General features: G+C 43.6%; 14 protein-coding genes. 7 read left to right on the top strand and 7 right to left on the bottom strand.

The annotated features are described in order from the left end of the window. Positions 1–757 precede the first annotated feature (757 nt). Both glmS and tnpA read left to right on the top strand, forming a co-directional pair. Positions 758–2,590, top strand: a complete 1,833-nt coding sequence (gene glmS, locus V6W81_RS25310) for a glutamine--fructose-6-phosphate transaminase (isomerizing) (protein WP_145053501.1) — start codon at positions 758–760, stop codon at positions 2,588–2,590. A 237-nt stretch (positions 2,591–2,827) separates the two neighbouring features. Beyond that, entirely contained in the window at positions 2,828–3,316 is a 489-nt protein-coding gene (gene tnpA / locus V6W81_RS25305; protein WP_090915317.1) for an IS200/IS605 family transposase, read from the top strand. Positions 3,317–3,737: 421 nt separating this feature from the next. Here the strand turns inward: tnpA and V6W81_RS25300 are convergent, their stop codons facing one another. Next, entirely contained in the window at positions 3,738–4,388 is a 651-nt protein-coding gene (locus tag V6W81_RS25300; RefSeq protein ID WP_338540754.1) for a nitroreductase family protein, read from the bottom strand. A 121-nt stretch (positions 4,389–4,509) separates the two neighbouring features. Here V6W81_RS25300 and V6W81_RS25295 point away from each other — a divergent pair, with 121 nt between their 5' ends. After that, complete coding sequence (locus tag V6W81_RS25295; protein ID WP_145053505.1) at positions 4,510–4,875, top strand: MerR family transcriptional regulator; 366 nt, start codon at positions 4,510–4,512, stop codon at positions 4,873–4,875. A gap of 17 nt (positions 4,876–4,892) precedes the next feature. Here the strand turns inward: V6W81_RS25295 and V6W81_RS25290 are convergent, their stop codons facing one another. Together V6W81_RS25290 and V6W81_RS25285 are read right to left on the bottom strand one after the other, a co-directional pair. Then, complete coding sequence (locus V6W81_RS25290; protein ID WP_338540753.1) at positions 4,893–5,399, bottom strand: hypothetical protein; 507 nt, start codon at positions 5,397–5,399, stop codon at positions 4,893–4,895. A gap of 284 nt (positions 5,400–5,683) precedes the next feature. Beyond that, positions 5,684–6,883, bottom strand: a complete 1,200-nt coding sequence (locus tag V6W81_RS25285) for a glycosyl hydrolase family 28-related protein (RefSeq protein ID WP_338540752.1) — start codon at positions 6,881–6,883, stop codon at positions 5,684–5,686. 350 nt (positions 6,884–7,233) lie between these two features. Here V6W81_RS25285 and V6W81_RS25280 point away from each other — a divergent pair, with 350 nt between their 5' ends. The 4 genes from V6W81_RS25280 (at position 7,234) to V6W81_RS25265 (ending at position 12,566) form a co-directional block, all read left to right on the top strand. Further along, complete coding sequence (locus V6W81_RS25280; protein ID WP_338540751.1) at positions 7,234–8,154, top strand: methyl-accepting chemotaxis protein; 921 nt, start codon at positions 7,234–7,236, stop codon at positions 8,152–8,154. A 361-nt stretch (positions 8,155–8,515) separates the two neighbouring features. Further along, a complete protein-coding gene (locus V6W81_RS25275; protein WP_338540750.1) occupies positions 8,516–10,228 on the top strand; it encodes a spore germination protein in 1,713 nt (570 codons plus the stop codon). A 32-nt stretch (positions 10,229–10,260) separates the two neighbouring features. Continuing rightward, the gene (locus V6W81_RS25270; RefSeq protein WP_338540749.1) at positions 10,261–11,367 is read left to right on the top strand and encodes a GerAB/ArcD/ProY family transporter; all 1,107 of its coding nucleotides are present in this window, start codon (positions 10,261–10,263) and stop codon (positions 11,365–11,367) included. Continuing rightward, on the top strand, positions 11,364–12,566 hold the full coding sequence (locus tag V6W81_RS25265; RefSeq protein WP_338540748.1) for a Ger(x)C family spore germination protein: 1,203 nt from the start codon (positions 11,364–11,366) through the stop codon (positions 12,564–12,566). Before V6W81_RS25270 ends, V6W81_RS25265 begins: the two co-directional genes overlap by 4 nt. 68 nt (positions 12,567–12,634) lie before the next feature. Here V6W81_RS25265 and V6W81_RS25260 read toward each other — a convergent pair whose 3' ends face one another. The 4 genes from V6W81_RS25260 to V6W81_RS25245 all read right to left on the bottom strand — a co-directional run bounded on the left by V6W81_RS25260 (position 12,635) and on the right by V6W81_RS25245 (position 18,060). Beyond that, entirely contained in the window at positions 12,635–15,037 is a 2,403-nt protein-coding gene (locus V6W81_RS25260) for an ABC transporter permease (RefSeq protein WP_338540747.1), read from the bottom strand. Between the two features lie 4 nt (positions 15,038–15,041). Beyond that, positions 15,042–15,800 (bottom strand): ABC transporter ATP-binding protein, encoded by a 759-nt coding sequence (locus tag V6W81_RS25255; protein ID WP_186381091.1) that lies wholly within the window; start codon positions 15,798–15,800, stop codon positions 15,042–15,044. Between the two features lie 99 nt (positions 15,801–15,899). Next, positions 15,900–17,342, bottom strand: coding sequence for a sensor histidine kinase (locus V6W81_RS25250; protein ID WP_338540746.1), 1,443 nt, complete (start codon positions 17,340–17,342; stop codon positions 15,900–15,902). A gap of 19 nt (positions 17,343–17,361) precedes the next feature. Beyond that, a complete protein-coding gene (locus V6W81_RS25245; protein WP_338540745.1) occupies positions 17,362–18,060 on the bottom strand; it encodes a response regulator transcription factor in 699 nt (232 codons plus the stop codon). Positions 18,061–18,106 lie beyond the last annotated feature (46 nt).

Raw genomic sequence — 18,106 nt, 5'->3', positions numbered from 1 at the left:
AATTGAAGGGATTATCTGGATCAATATACGGATCTGAGCGTATAGTCCCGAAGTATCGTCTCAATCGTGATGAAATAGAGCAATACATTCATAAACTCACATCCTGAACGGGTGAGACCATCGGTCTGTTTACCCGGTCTAGGATGTGGGTAAATATGCTGAAATTGTCACAGGTACTTTGCTCCATTGCAAAATGAACCTGACGTGCATATAATGAGTGGAGTCGTCATTCAGACACAGAAAGTGAGGATCGTAAGGTACCAGTTACACAAGCGCCAGAGCTTGAAGTTGCGCGGGAAGCATCTTGCGTCACTATATCTAGGTTGAGCATAAGATATGGTTGAGCAGGATCGACGGCAATCAAGCTGACGAGGTGGAGGTGTTCGGATTGTTCGGCGGGGACCTCCCGGTGATGCATCAGAGCCGTAAACCGGATTTTGCGGAAAATGGATGGGTGACTGTCTACACAACGCGTCGGTGGGTGCAGGATACAACTTTTAAAAATACAAATGAATGTGCACGAAGAGCACTATAGGTGCGCGCACGGGAAAATGATGTACATTCATGATTGCATTTATAACATTCATACCAGCTTATGATGACAGCGGAGCGGCAAGAGGCTGCTCTGATCATTGATAATTGAATAAGTAGCGAGTATTCATGAACCGTTAGGCAATCATTCATTTTTCCGATATGCCGCGCCAACTAGTCTCTCTTCGTGACACAGTATTCATATACAAACGGAGGAACTTAAATTATGTGCGGTATTGTTGGATATATTGGTAATAAGAACACTCAATCGGTATTGGTCGAAGGTCTGAAGAAGCTCGAGTATCGTGGTTATGATTCTGCGGGTATTGCTGTATTTACACCAGAAGGTCTGCAAATCACCAAAGCGCTTGGACGTCTCGCGAACCTTGAAGCTAAACTGGAAGGTGCACCGCTGGTAGGTAACGCGGGAATCGGACACACACGTTGGGCAACTCATGGTAAACCTTCGGATGAAAACTCCCACCCACACACGGATGAGAGCCAGAAGTTCTCTGTAGTTCACAACGGTATTATTGAGAACTACTTGGAGCTGAAAGATGAATTGATGGCAGAAGGCCACACATTCACTTCGGAGACAGATACGGAAGTTATCTCCCACTTGATCGCACGTGAGTACGATGGCGATATCGTTAAAGCCGTGCAAAAAGTAATCACGTTGATGCGTGGAGCATTCGCTCTGGGTGTACTGACTGAGTATGAGCCAGAGAAACTCGTAGCTGTGCGTCAAGCTAGCCCATTGATTATCGGTGTTGGTGAAGGCGAGAACTTTATCGGTTCTGATATCCCAGCAATCCTGGAGCATACACGTAACGTGTACATCCTGAATGATGGTGAGATGGCTGTATTGACACATGATGCTGTCGAATTGATGACGATTGAGGGCAATTTTATTTCTCGGGAAATGATTCATGTCGATTGGGATGCTGTAACCGCAGAAAAAGGCGGATTCGAGCACTTCATGCTCAAAGAAATTCATGAGCAACCAAAAGCATATCGTGATACAATGCTGGGTCGCATCGACAATGAAGGCAAAAAAGTTCAGTTGCCTGAGCTGAACATGACTGAAGAGCAAATTAAAAATATTCGTAACATTCAGATCATTGCTTGTGGTACTGCATACCATGCAGGTCTGGTTGGACGTACAATTATTGAGCAATTGGTACGTATTCCGGTAGAAACAGACGTTGCTTCGGAGTACCGTTATCGTTCACCAATCGTGAACAAAGATACCCTTGTAATCGTAGTAAGCCAATCTGGTGAAACTGCGGATACACTTGCTGCACTGCGTGAAGCACAGTCTAATGGCGCGCACGTGTTGGCAGTAACAAACGTTGTGGGCAGTTCCATCGCTCGTGATGCAAATGATGTTATTGCAACGTTGGCAGGACCGGAAATCGCGGTTGCTTCCACGAAAGCATATACATCACAACTGATTGCGTTCAACCTGCTTGGTCTGTATTTGGCACAAGTACGTGGTACACAAACAGCAGAAGAAATCGAGCACATGCTTGCTGCAATGCAAGCTCTGCCTGAGCAAGTAGAATCCATGTTGGAGCAAGCTGATGCAATCAAAGGATATGCAGAGCAAATCTCCAAACATCAACATCTCTTCTTCATCGGCCGTGGTTTGGACTACGCTGTAGCACAAGAAGGTTCGTTGAAACTGAAAGAGATCTCCTACATCCACTCCGAAGCTTATGCTGCGGGTGAGTTGAAGCATGGTACACTCGCATTGATCGAGGACGGTATCCCTGTTATTGCTCTGGCAACACAGGAGAACGTGCTTGAGAAAACGGTGAGTAACATCAAGGAAGTTAAAGCGCGTGGCGCAGATGTACTGGCAATTACGTACGAAGAGCATGTAGCAAGCTTGCTGAAATCCGTGGATCAAGCGTTTGCTATTCCTAAGACGTTGCCATTGCTGAGCCCAGCTCTGTCCGTTGTAGCTCTACAATTGCTTGCATACTATGCATCTCTTGCACTGGGTCACGATGTGGATAAACCACGTAACCTGGCGAAGAGTGTAACAGTTGAGTAATTTGTTTTAATTTAAAGGGACACTATGAGCGACAAATATTTGCTCAGTCCCGTAGGTATATAACTAAAAGCTCCTTACGACATTGGTCGTAAGGAGCCTTTTTTGTTGTGAAAAGAAAACCATACGCTATGCGTATGGTTCAGGGGAGCTTTCAGCGATGTATCAAAAAAAATTCCTCCTAATGTTACAATAAATTTGGTTCGCCAACCGAATTTATCGACAATAGGAGGAATACAGATGTCATCTGATGTGAACAGTTTAGCACATACAAAATGGAATTGTAAGTATCATATCGTGTTTGCTCCAAAGTACAGAAGACAAGTGATTTACGGAAAATTGAAACAAGACATCGGAAAGATATTGAGACAATTATGTGAGCGAAAAAATGTAGAGATTATTGAAGCGGAAGCGTGTAAAGACCATATTCACATGTTGGTGAGTATCCCACCAAAACTTAGTGTGTCAGCATTTATAGGATATTTAAAGGGAAAGAGCAGCCTAATGATCTTTGACAGACATGCTAGTCTAAAGTATCGATATGGAAATCGGAAGTTCTGGTGTAAAGGATTTTATGTAGATACGGTCGGAAGGAACAAGAAAGTGATACAGGAATATATCCAAAATCAATTGCAGGAAGACATCGTCGCAGAACAAATAACCATGGCGGAGTACATCGATCCATTTACAGGCGAAGAAACAAAGGAGCAACGAAAGAAGAAGAAATAGAGAACCCTTTTAAGGGTGGCCGAAAAAGTAGTGCGGTTGGCGAATCCTTCAACGCCCTTTTAGGGCTGGCCAGTAACAAAGGCTTTCAGCCGCAGAGCAAACCACCCGTTATACGGGTGGTTTTGATTATGAGAGCAAGGAGCTGTTCGGAGTCATTTGATGATGACTTATAGGGATAGCATTTAATTATATATGACATAACGTGAAATAATTAAATCTTACAAATTATCCAATTTTAAGACAAATGAGGGGGCATCGTTGCAATAATTATATGATTGTTATTCAACTTTTATATTAACCATAAGCTAGGTTGCGTTCCTTGTCTTCGACATTGACAGTAGGTAATAACACTCTTGAAAAGTACGTCTGAATCAAGACTAGCCTTGATCAGGAGTTCCTTAGAATCAAGAGTAATCTTGATTCAAGCCCAAGTTGTAATCATATCAACCGGGAGGCGATAGGAAGGATATCCTGCTTTGGCTGCTTTACCGATGGAGATCAGCATGACAGGCTGGAATCTGGCCTTATCTAGGCCAAAGACCTCGGCGATTTGATCTTTATCGTAACCAGCCATAGGATTAGTATCGTAGCCATGAGCACGGGCAACAAGCATGAGCTGCATTGAAATGAGTCCAGAGTCAATCAGATTGATATCACGCAGATCAGATGTGCTCAGGCTATCATAATACGGTTTCGCCTGCCCCATCTGCATCTCCTTAACCTCTTGCGGCATATAACCAAGCTCCACAGACTTATTGAAAATTTCTTCCATATATTTGATGTTGTGGGCATCATAAAATACGGCAATAAGAGCCGAAGAGGTTAGCGCCTGCGTCTGGTTAAACGAGGCTAGGGGTGCAATTTTCTGTTTCCCTTCAGCACTGTCAATAACGAGGAAACGCCATGGCTGCATGTTGATGGCGGATGGAGCGCGGGAAGCCTTCGACAAGATTTCCGTCATTTCTTCGCGGCTAATTTTTACGTCGGGATCGTATTCTTTTACTGAACGACGTTCTAGAACGATCGAGTTAAAATCATTTGTTTTGCTAAAGTGGTCAGTCGTTGTATTCATGTAGGTTTCTCTCCTCTATAGGCATAATAGTGAGGTGATAACTTTGTAATTCATCTCACTATGAGGAGTCTAAACTATGAAGTATACTTTATAGCAAGCAAATGAAATGAGGGTGACTTGAGTGAAAATTAACGAAGTATCTAAACGAATCAACCTTCCCATATCAACGCTCCGTTACTATGAGAAGGTTGGGATTATTACCGAGGAGTATGTGCTGAGAGATCAGAATAACTATCGGATATATACCCCAGGTATCATTCAGCACTTGGAAGTTGTTAAGCAATGCTTGGCCGTTGGATTTACGATTCAGGACATAGAGTCCATGATCTCGAAGAATGGGTTCTCCGAAAGCGAACAAAGTGCTATCATTCAGGGGAAAATATCTGAAATCGAAGAGGCTCAGCTCCAGTTAGAGCATGCGAAACAAAGTCTTAACGATATTCTTAGATCAAACATTACGTGTGAGGATGGATTTGGGAAATACTAACCACAGGCAACTATAGCTCATTGACTAAGTTCTGCGAGGACTTTCCAATCGGGCTCATCGGCTTGAACAAGCCATTTACCTTCCACCTTCATCATCGTAAGCAGCCCTTTGCTCGGAACCCGTTTAACCTCGTTCCCATCCTGGTCAAGCAATACCAAGTCTAATGTATAATGCAGATCATACGTGTCCTCAGTTGGCTGATTAAGCGGTTCGAACGCAAGATTTTCGGGCTCTAGGGATAACTGTTGCTTCTGTACAATGTTAAAGGGCATCGTTGTGTAACGGTTAAGCTCAGCCTTGGCATAATACTGTTCTGTGAGGTATGGCTTAATTAACTTGTTTCGTTCAAGTACAGATTGCTCTGAGAAAATATCCTCATGATATGAAACGGTATATTCCACGTTTTTGTAGGCTTCGCCGGCTTGAATTGCTTGGTTCACCTCTTTAGAATTGTCGCATCCTGTAGCGATGGTAAGCAGTACGATGAGAATCGTAAGTAAAGTTCCCTTTAATCGGATTGTCATGATAATCTCCCCTCTCATGTATGTATAGTTTAATTTTACCATATTTGATACTTATATTATTGTTATTAATGAATTCACCAAATGAAAATATAGAAAATCCCCTGCTGCCATAAAGGTAGCAGAGGGGGTCTTAAGATCTTACTTGTTGTATAGGCTATTCGCTACTCACATCAGCATCTGATGCATGTTCTAATATTTCTGTATTACCTTTGGTTAATATTCTGGTATTTTGTTCTCTGTTTACTGTTTACATATCGCTCTCAGAATTACGTCTGTCCCTTAACTTAGCGATTACGGTTACCTGTATTTACGTTGCCACTTCCACCCTCAATACTGATGGACTTGCCTGAGGTATCGGTAACATTGTTCTTAATTTCATTTGAGCTAGAGTTGGTAAGACGTATACCGGTTATGGAGAAACCGGAGTGAGTTGTCATCTCATTACCAATCACTTTGTTCTGGTTGGAGCCGTCTAGACGAATAACCGCATCTGGTTTAAGCGAAGTGTTCGTTTGGATAAATTCATTGTCTGTAAAGGTATTACCACTTGCTTGCACCAAGAGACCTTGAAGAGAGGCATTTTTGATTGTATTTCCGAATACGTTATTTCCGGTTGCTCCTGTTAGTACAAAGATACCCCGTGGATAGTTCTCGATCACGTTGTTTGTAATGGTGTTGTTGGCGCCGTCATTAGGGATACGAATACCAGCATAGCCGTCGGATTGGTGGGTACGGTTAATGATCTGATTGCCAGACACGGTGGTATTGGTTGCGCGAGACAGGTTAATTCCGCTACCGCCGCCCGAATTTGAAATTTGATTGTTTATAATTTGCACGTTGCTAAACTCACCAGCTGGGTAGCTTTCGTGCCCTGTAGCAATGGCATGTCCATTGTTCCGGTCAAAGCGACTGTTGGTGATCTCGGAATCTTTCGTTCTACGTAACAAAGCTCCTATGGTTGTATCTCGGATCTCGATCTGGTCAAGTGTGAGGTGGGAGACAGGAATATCAATAATAATTCCACCTACCTGACTAGCACCGCGAGCTTCTCGATTTTCACGATCGGCATCAATGGTCAGATTGGAGATTCTCACGTTGATACGATTGGATTGATTACGGAGAATCGGATTACCGATGACATATTGGCTAGAAGAGCCTGTCTTTTTGAAAATGGTTTGCCCAATCCCATCACCGGTCAGACTAACTCCGGCATATAACCGAATAGACTCATCGACATAGTATGTACCTTTTGGAAAATAAACGGTTCCTTCCATTCCTCGGTCATAGAAATACTTCAAAGCATTTTGAATTTCTTTCGTTTGAGCGTTCTTCGAATTGGCTTTAACCCCAAAATCGGTTGCCCTAATCACATTGTCTGCTGCTTGAACCACGCCCGTTCTGACTGTAGCCCCTTGAACAACAAAGGCAGTAGCGACAAGAAGCAGTAGGCTAAGACGAACCTTTTTCTTTAAACCTTTAAACATATACCTATTCCCCCTGACCAATAAGTGAGATTTATCACAAAAATCCCCTTTTTTTATTGTCGGTTATTGACCTACATTATTTAAGACGATGAGCGAATTAAAGTATTGGTACAAATCGAAATGCTATTGTATGATCAAGCCAATGATCTATTATGTTCGATATCGATCTTCTGATTGTAAAAATATTGTTATAAAATCAGGTGAATAAGTGATCCAAAAGTCCCGATTCCGGGTATCATTAATATAGTTATCTTAAATTAATATAGATACATATTATATGAAGTATTATTTTAGCCTTTACCTGTTATTGCAAGAGGTTTCTATCATGGGATTAGAGTGGGGGATATGGCGTGTCTATAGTTGATGTGATGAAAAAAGATGTTGTGACGGATGAGTTGGTGATCAAAGCGATGGAGAAGAGTTTGGCGATTATTCGATTCGATATGAAACGCAAGGTTACGTATGTGAATGATGTATTTGCCACAACGATGGGCTATCAAAAAGAAGAGATGTACGGCATGCAACATGAACAACTTTGCTTTGGAAGCTTTGTAAACAGTGTGGAATACGAAGCCTTCTGGGGTAGTATTTTCAGTGGGGTGAGCTTTCAGAATAAGGTAGAACGTAAGGATGCAAATGGCAACTCCGTGTGGCTTGAGGCTACGTATATGCCTGTTTATGATGAGAATAATCAGAAAATACTCGGTGTATCCAAAATAGCGACCAATATCACTAATCGCCAGAACAATATATCAACAGTGGTTCATGAATTGAAAACGATGTCACATGAGCTGAGCGAGCAGGCAGATGGGGGCATCGGACGTAGTCAGGAGTTAATGTCCAGTATTTCATATATTTCAGAGGTGTCCGCTCATAACCGCACGACATTGACTCATTTGCAGGAACAGGCGGGATCGATTCAAGGGGTGGTACAGACCATCCGTGAAATTGCCTCGCAAACACAATTACTCGCCTTGAATGCAGCGATCGAGGCTGCACACGCCGGGGAGTATGGTAGAGGGTTCGATATCGTTGCCAAAGAAGTGAAGAAGCTATCGGGGATTGTAGAGAACTCAATTAATGAGATTCGTGATAGCGTTACCGGCATTACCAAAGAGATCGGAAATATTGCGGGCGGAACGCAGAAGGTTGAAGATTACGTGGAGCAGAGTAAGGAGCGGATTGAGATCGCTTTGAATGACTTCACGTCGATTGCTGCATCTGCTCAATTACTCGATGCCAAGGCGCAGCAAGTAACCAAAATCGTGTGATGAATCGCAAAGAAGTGTCCGATTGTAGATTCAATCATACTATATCTGGCATTTCTGGCATGCCATTGAGCTACATAGGTTAATTTCATAAATATATATGGTTAGAATAATGGATGCGGTTCCTTGAGGGGAGCCGTTTTTTGCTGTGTATTATTAGTCGAGCGAGACGAGATAGTACACTTTTTCATTTGATCATCCTCATCTTGATCTTGTCGTGATGCTCATCCATAAGCTTTGAAGTTATACAATATTGCTTCACTATAAGTAGGTTTACAAAAACGGGAATGTTTGTGTGGAAACGGGGACACAATACTTTCGAATACCTGCAGCTTATCATGCAGAGAAATGTTGGGGTGAGAATATGTGGTCTACCATTGTTTCCTATGTGCCCGAATGGTCAGTATGGATGCAGGCCTTCTTGGTCATTATCATTCCCATTGGCATTACCCTGACTACACGGTGGATCAATGCTTCGATCAAGCGTGGTAGCTTCACTCGTTCCAATAAACCGTCAGTATCCCCAAAGGATATCTCACCGGCCGCCGCAGGAGTAGGGAGCGGAACGGAGACAGGGCACTATGCCAATATTAAAATAACCGGTAATTACCATACGGATCTAATTAGTATTAAGGAAACTTTTGGTAAAAATGCAGATGTGCATCTTCGAGAGTTTATGATTAGAGGTACCAATACACGGGCTGCCGTTATGTTTACCGAAGGCCTGGTAGATGTGAATTTAATGGATGAATACCTTATTAAATCATTAATGTTCGAAGGTGTGCCTGAGCAGACTCAGGGGGAGTTTGTGCAACAAAATAACGCTGACTTCCTGGCGTCGTATTTGAAAGAGCAACTGCTTCCTGTAAGCCAAGTACAGGAGACGTCATCACTTCAGGAACTATCTGTTGGTGTACTGCTAGGCAAAAATGCATTGTTGGTGGATGGACTCCCTGGAGCGATGTTAATCGGAACGGCTAAGGGGAAAACGCGTGGTGTAGATGAGCCTCTATCCGAAGGTTTACTTCGCGGTCCACGTATCGGCTTTACAGAGGAGTTAAGCGATAATACAGGGATTTTGCGTCGCCATGGCAGTAATCAGAGTTTATTTATTCAAAAATTTGAAGTAGGCACACGTGTCAAAAAAGATCTAGCGATTGCTTATATTCAGGATATTGCTGATCCTAAGCTTGTAGCTGAAGTACAGAAGCGAATTCAAGAGATGGATATGGATGATATGCTCGAATCGGGTTATGTGGAACAACTTATTGAAGATAGTACGCTTAGTCCTTTTCAACAGATTCTGAATACAGAAAGACCTGACCGGGTGATGGGTGCTTTGCTTGAGGGTCGGGTAGCTATTTTGCTGGACGGTACACCCTTTGTACTCGTTGTACCTGTAACCTTTAGCATGCTGCTGCAATCGCCTGAGGATTATTACGAGCGCTGGATTCCGGGCACTTTTCTAAGAATGCTGCGTTTTATGTCCGCTATGCTAGCTTTGCTTGCTCCTGCTCTCTACATCTCTTTTATTTCATTCCATCCCGGGCTTATTCCAACCAAACTGGTATTGACGATAATTGAGACACGAACAGGAGTGCCGTTCCCTTCCCTGATTGAAGTATTAATCATGGAACTCTCTATTGAGATTCTAAGGGAAGCTGGAATTCGTCTGCCTAAACCGATTGGACCTGCGATGGGGATCGTAGGGGGTCTAATCATTGGTCAAGCTGCCGTACAGGCGGGAATTATAAGTCAGTTCCTTGTTATTGTCGTGGCGGTAACAGCGATATCTTCCTTTACGATTCCTGTGTACAGCGCAGGTTTAACATTACGGATTCTAAGGTTTGCGGCGATGTTTAGCGCAGCTGTACTTGGATTATTCGGAGTGGTTATGTTCTTTTTGCTCGTGTGTACACATCTGTCACGGCTTTCAAGCTTCGGCGTACCTTATGTTGCGCCAGCGGTTCCGTATCACCTGGGTGAATGGAAGGATTTCTTCATCCGTGCTCCGCTTAATATGATGCGTAAACGTCCCATTATGACTAATCCAACAGATGAGGATCGTAAAAAATAAGTTATCTTACAAAGGGCTGGAGGTGAAATGCATTGAATGAAGATAGCCCTTTAGGCAAAATTACGACGACTCAGGCCGTTGTAATTATCGTCAATTACATGCTGGGTGCTGGGATCTTGACGTTACCTCGAACGACGAGTAAAGCTGTTGGAACACCAGATGTCTGGATTTCCATTATTTTGGCTGGGTTGATCGTTACGGGCATTGGCATTATCCTGGTCACTTTGTGCCGCCGCTTTCCAGGGAAGACCGTCTTCCAGTTCACTCGCGAGATCACGGGGAACTGGATAGCTTACATATTGGGATGTGCCATGATTCTGTATTTCACGATTATTGCTGCATTCGAGATTAGAGTTATGGCGGATGTAACGGGAATGTATCTGCTTGAACGTACACCCACGTGGGCGATCGTAATGGTATTTATGTGGGTAGGTATCTATCTGATCTCTGGTGGTCTTGTCGTTATTGTGCGTGTATTTGAAATTATTTTGCCAATCACACTGCTAATATTTGTGATAGAAATTTTGCTTAGTAATCAATTATTTGAGATTGGCAACCTGCGACCCGTACTTGGAGACGGAATTATGCCCGTTCTTAAAGGATTGAAACCCTCCTTATTATCATATACAGGTTACGAGGTGATGTTTGTCATAACTGCTTATATGCAAAATCCGAAAAAAAGCAATAAGGCGATGACATGGGGATTGATGATTTCCACCATCGTATATTTGATTACCGTTGTTATGGTTGTAGGTAGTCTGTCTCTGGATGGTATCAAAACGAGAACATGGCCAACGCTCGATTTGGTGAGAAGCTTCGAGATTCAAGGACTAATATTTGAGCGTTTCGAATCCTTATTGCTCGTAATTTGGATTATGCAGATCTTCTCGACAACAGTTATCACCCATTACTGCGCTTCAGTGGGGATACGTGATTTATTTCGTGCGAAAAAGATGCAAGTCATTATGTATGCACTGCTTCCGGTTATCTATATCACTGCATTGATGCCCAAAAATGTGGATCAGACCTTTGCACTAGGAGATATGCTGGGCAATGTATCCGTATACTTGTTTGCTGTACTACCTTTGGTGTTGCTGGTGTTAAGTCTTATTCGCAAAAAAGGAGGCAAACATGCATGAGGCAATTTCGTATGCTTGTACGTACAATCACTAGCTTATGCATTCTGTTACTGATATCCGGTTGCTGGAGCAGTAGAGAGATTGAGGAGCTAAGTCTATATGTAGGGTTAGGTATTGATGTCGCCAAAGAGACAGAGTTTGAGAAGAACGTCGCAGCTCAAGGGGGAGATTATGCGAAGCAGAAAGTGGTGACTGCAACGGTTCAGATCGCCCCAGGGTATGCGAGTGGTCAAAAAAGTGGACAATCCGGCTCACCCTCTGCTGGTAAGACTTCTTATTCTAATGAGCAGCTCACCGGGGATTCTATGCTGCAGATCTTTCGTCAGTTTGCATTACGTCGGGATCGTCCACTTATTGGGCATCATCTGAAGGTCATCGTGATATCGAAGGATATCGCCAAAACGTATGGTCTGGATCAACTGCTCGATTTTGTACTTCGAGATAATGATATTCGTCCAAACTGTCTTGTATTGATCAGCCATCGGCGTGCTGTGGATGTACTTTCTTCAGATGATCCTTCCCGTATCCCGGCTTTTTACCTCACAGGGATCAGCAATAACTCGTATTTGTCCAATAAAATTATGGAGCCTGTTCCGTTAACCAAGTTAGATGCTCAGATGCAATCGGGCTCTAGCTTTCTGTTACAGAATGTACTTAGTTTTAAAGGCGAGGACAAATTCTCTGGGGCTAGCATTTTTAAAGGAGAAACCACTAAATTCATTGGTGAGCTGAATCAAACCGATCTGGAAGGATTATCTTGGCTAATGGCCAAAGAACGTGGTGGTGTCATTAAGACATATAACAAACAAGGCTTCACTGTGTTATATGAAATCAAGAAGAAAAAAACCAAAATCACACCTAAAGTGGTGGGTAACAATATCTCATTTGATGTGAAGGCAGAATCTGAAGGTTGGCTGATGGAGGATTGGCGTGCACCCGAAGAAGAAGAGAAGGGAGCCTACCTCAGAGAATTAGAAAAGAATTTTACGGATATGGCGGAACAACAAATTGATCAGGTGCTCCATAAACTTCAACATACCTACAAAGTAGACGTTGCTGATTTTCGGGATAGCTTACGGATTAAATATCCGAAAGTGTGGAAAAAGGTCAAGGATGACTGGGATGAAGTCTTCAGCACCGTGCCAATTACGTATAAGGTGAAGATTAATATTACGAGTCCAGGTTCTTCCACAGAGTAGTCATACAAAAAGCCCTTTTGTCTCCTTATAAAGGAAACGAGAGGGCTTCTTGATTTTGGTCAACCGTATTATTCAATAACTAGACTGCGGGGAGAGGAATTACGGATAACTCGTGAAGAAACCCATGAACCATATGCTGCGGCAAGTATGGTAAGGCAGGCGAATAATAGGATTCCAGCCCAGTTCAAAATAAGGGGAAGCTCTACGATCCCGTATCCAGAAAGGACAAGCTCTAGAAGAACAGGTAGGACATATATGCCTATGATAATGCCCAATAAGGCGCCGATGGAGGACAAGATTACAATGCCCATGGCAATCGACAATCGAATTTGGCTTGATGTTAAACCAATGGATTTATATATGCCATAGGTTCTGCTTTCTTTGCGAATGCTGATCCTGCAGGTGCTAAAGATAATGATAAATGTAACTAGAATAAACAGTAGCCCGATTAGAGTCATCGGATAGACCAGAATGTTTGCTGCCTCAGCATATACGGAATCAAGCAGCGTTTTCTGGGTCACAACAGAAGTAGAATCCTTGAATTGCTCATTCAACGCCTGGACAACAGGTTCTATTTGAGCCGGATCATTCACATTGATAAAAACAACATCCACATCATTGTAACTGGAATTCACGCTATGCATTGCATCCATGGTGATTCGTCCGGAGACGGACATGTTGGCGATGGCTTGATAGACACCCGTGATCACGAAAGTACGCTTTTGTCCTTCAATGTAGAGTTCAATGAGATCACCAAGATCCTTATGATACATTTTGGCTATATTTACACCGATCGAAATTTCATTCTCCAGCCGAGGATTAGATCCTCTTAGATTCTCAAACCCAAGCTGATCATAGCTCCCATCCAGCACACTTAGAAACAGACTCGTGGATTGACTCTGCGGATTGATCGAAGTGTCAGGGCGGATGACCCCGGACGTATTCCCTTGCCAGCCTACATTCTGGATGCGGGTATCTTGTTCTAATACTTGCTCTAGCTTATCTAGGGAAAAATGACTCTTATTCACCACTACGGCTGCGATGTTGGCATTATCATACCCCCATTTAGCGGCTGTCTGGTATATTCCACTGACACTCGTCACAACGACATAACCAAGAACGAGTACAGCTGATGCCATCATCGTGAGTAGTAGTATAAGAGCAGAGCTACGGATGTTCTTCATCAGATTACGAAAGCCAATGACGACAGAAACCGGATATCGCGAGAACACAATCGCACGGAAGAACGGTGTATTCATCCGTTGAGCAATGCGAATATGGTCAGCTTCGGACATCCCATAACGAATGGCCTGCACAGGTTCAATATGTCGTGCTTTGTTGGCATAGAGCATAACGAACAAGATGACCATAGCGAAGAGAAATGCACCCACAAGCAGTGCTGCACCAATTCCCTGCATTGGAATATCGCCACCACCAACGCTGAGTGAGGACACTGAGATGCTCATTAACGGTTTGGATATCCACACACTTAGCATAAGCCCAGGAAGAATGGCGACTAGAGATAATATGGCGTATTGTATGACATACGTGCCAATCATCTTACGGGAAGTCAAGCCTAGCGATTTGAGGATCCCGATTGTTTTATAGTTAGCCAAGATTGCATCGGAAATTGTGAACCCAATCGTAACGAGAGCGATGACTAGCATAACTACGCCGAGGAAGATCATAATGAACCCGATAATCTGATTAATAATCAGATAGAAGGAGGATATACTCTCAAACTCCATCTTGGTCTCCAGAAAAGGGACATCATGCTCAAGGTTATACTTCTCCCAATAACGTGAATTCGTACTGTAATCGTCAAAATGAATGCCGAACATATAATTGTCATTTCCTGCGAGTGCCTGAACATCATGTTGATAATCCGTTGGATTCATCCAGATCCGTGCAGTATTGGTGAATGGGGCACCGTAAGGAACATCTACGACAATATCGGAAACCGTCAGATTGAGGTTAGTGGAACCTGCTCTGAAGCTTATCGTATCGCCAATTGCGATATGGTATGAGTTAGCCATGGAGGTAGGGATCCAGACCGAACCTTGTTCAGGCAAAGTCGGTTGCAATCCGCTGGCAAAAATGAGCTTATCCACATCCCATGGGGGAGCAGGCGTATCTATCATGTATAGATAGAGATTCGGGATATCCAAGCCGTCGAACGTAATTCCTGACAGTGTCCGGTACTGTAGTAACGGAGAGACATCAACGTGTTCTTGTGCCTGCCACCAACCATATACAGCCTGAGGATCATTCAGGTCTTTCTCAAAGGAGAGAATCTGATGAGATCCATGGGCACGATCATGCATTTCCTTAAATAAATTGCCAGTATTCGCTAGAATAATGACGGCTGTTGCTACAAGTAGTGTGGATAAGAGAATGAGGAGCGTGCTAAATCCATTTTGCGTTTTGTTTTTCCGGAGGTAAGAAAGACTCAATCGCCACATGATTGCCATAACCCTATTCCTTCCTCGACACAAAACTGAAGATCATTGATTCACGATCGTGGATCTGCTCTTCGTCATATTTGCTGAACTCGAGAATACCTGCTACCTTACCATCTCGGATGAAAATAAGGCGGTCTGCACGACATGCAGCCTTGATATCATGAGTGACCATAACGACCGATTGTCCCTTGCGGTTGATATTGGTCAAGATATCAAGGACAGCCTGGCCGTGCTCATAGTTCAGACTACCCGTAGGTTCATCAGCAAATAACATATCAGGTGAGTTAATTAGTGCACGTGCAATGGCAGCTCGTTGTTGTTGTCCACCTGACGTTTCAGAGGGAAGGCGATGATGCTGTTCATTGATATCCATCGCTGTCATCAATTGACTTGCTCTGGCAGCGACCTCACTTCTCTTGGAACCGGCAATGTAACCAGGCAATGCGATATTTTGTTGAATCGAGAGGTCTGGGACAAGGTTGATACTTTGATAGATATAACCGATTCGGCGGGTGCGGAATTCAGACATTTCCCGTTCGGTGTAAGCGTCAATGCGTTGATCTCGAAAATACACTTCACCTGCTGTTACTTGATCCAAGCCGCTTAGCAGGTACAACAGGGTAGACTTGCCTGAGCCCGAGTTGCCCATAATTACGGTAAAATCACCTTCGTATATATCCAGATCGACATTACGGATAGCATGATACTGCTCGCTACCTGTATTGTAGGTTTTGCATAAGTTTTGAGCGCGTATAATGGCTGTTTTGACCAAGAAGATCACTCCCTATGATTCATATTAGTGTCAATTCTAAGGGAGACACCTTGAGGAAGTCTTATCTAATTATGAATAAAGTATTACATGGTCAGCTAGCTAACAGATGGGCAGATGAATTTGAAAAATCGTACCTTGTCCTTCTTTGCTCGAGAAGGTGATCTGACCTCCATGTGCTTCAACAATACTTTTGCAAATGGATAGACCTAGACCTGTTCCCTCCTGTACATACGAGTTAGAAGGAGAAGCTGCGCCCTTAAAATATCGTTCGAATATAAAAGGCATATCCTGCGCACGAATACCTTGCCCCGTATCTGCAATAGTCAGTTTAAATTGTCCAGCATCTAGCTCGGTCACAATCCGAATCGTATCTCCAGGAGCGGTATGTTTAAGGGCATTGAATACGATGTTGGATAGCACCTGCTCCATTCTCGTCGAATCAATCTGCATAAGTACATTAGGGATCGATAGCGGTGCTTCGTAATTCAGACCTCTCATCTCAACCATGTGTGCAATAGGCTGTAACATATGTTGAAAGGTGGCAAGGCTGTACACTTCGCGAGGTTCGACAGAGATCTGACCTAGCTCCTGCAAAGCGTGTACGAGCAGATCCTCAACCAATCTAGCTGTTTTATCTGTATGGGTTCGCATGACCTCCATATACTCCATCAACGTTTGTTCATCGGTACATAAACCTTCCAGAATAGCCTCTATGTATGCTTTAACGGTTGTAATGGGTGTTTTGAGATCGTGCGATATATTCGTGATTAGTTCTTTCTGTGCTCGTTCCTGACGTATACGCTCTGCATTCAGATGCATGATCTCCGCGCGCATCAGATCAAGCATAGCGTATAATTCGCCCATTTCATCTACTCGGGAGTATTGAATAGGCTGATCGTACTTCCCTTTGAGAATGGACTCGGCGTGTCCTTTCAACTGGCTAATCGGAGAGAGCAGCCGCTTATTGACCTTTCGTTTCATCGCGATCAGACAAGTGCCTAACACGAGGGAGACAACGGCTAACGTGATCATGACCCAGAAGGCGGAGGTGAGCGGCTGCTCAACAACAACCATAGATAGGGGAACTGTAAAAATGGCATTGCCAATCTGACTTCCATTAGTTCCATCGATAACAGGAAAGGCAATGTTGAGCGACTGCTTATCATCCATAACCTGTGCCGCCTGATTCAGATCATAATGCAGTACAGATTGCAGATTCAGCTGCGTGCCCTCCAAGGAAGGGGTAGAAGATATGACCACGCCGCCATCTAATCCAACATAGGTCAGCTCAACCCCGTTCTCTTGCACGATAGATCGCAATTGATCCCGAGTTGTCGGATCCGTTAACTGCTGCTGTTTTTGTTCAAGTTCAAGAAGAAGTGGATTAACTGCAAGCCGCACCTGATTAATGGATAGATTGGAGTTGTTATTTTGTCTGTCCATAAGCAGATTCACGAAAAGCAATAGACTGCATGTGATCAATATCATTAGCAGAATGAAGGATATACGCAGCCAACGTTTAGACCACATATGCAGTGACATGTCATTGCCTCCCTTTGGCTTATTCATGGTTGAACTTGTAGCCGACACCCCAAACGGTTTTCAGAAGACGAGGCTCGGAAGGGTCAGCTTCAATTTTTTCTCTTAATCTGCGGATATACACGGTAACGGTATTCTCGTCTCCATAAGCAGCGTAACCCCAGATCGCATCCAGAAGCTGTGTCTTCGAGAAAACCTGATTTTTGTTGCTCGCTAGATAGTAAAGTAACTCAAATTCTTTGGCAGAGAGGGAGACCTCTTGATCATCCATCGTTACCTTGTAGCCCTTCTTATCTATGACGAGGTTAGACAGTCTCAACAGATCGGTAGAGGCACGTTCCGTTGTCAGACGATCATATCTGCGGAAGTGTGCGTTGATCCGAGCCAGTAACTCACTGAGCGAGAAAGGTTTGGTCATGTAATCATCAGCGCCAAAGCCTAACCCCAGCACCTTATCCGTATCGCTGCCCCTCGCGCTCAATATTAATATCGGAATATGGTTACGGCGCCGAATCTCACGGCAGACCTCGATGCCGTCCAGATCTGGGAGCATAATGTCCAGAATGATGTAGTCTGGCTGCAGCATATCCATGATGTGCAAGCCATCTTGACCGTTATTGGCAATCGCAGCTTCGTAGTTGTTCTTGATCAGATAGTCTCGTAGAATGCGTGAAATATCCTGTTCATCTTCAATAATGAGAACTTTGCGTTTGGATTCCATTGCTATCGCTCCAGTTCGTAAAAATAGGATTGGCTGGCTATGCTAT

Origin of the sequence: Paenibacillus tundrae (assembly GCF_036884255.1) — a bacterium.
Lineage (GTDB): Bacteria > Bacillota > Bacilli > Paenibacillales > Paenibacillaceae > Paenibacillus.
Note: the sequence above shows the minus strand (reverse complement) of the source record. Positions and strands in the feature narration are given on the sequence as shown.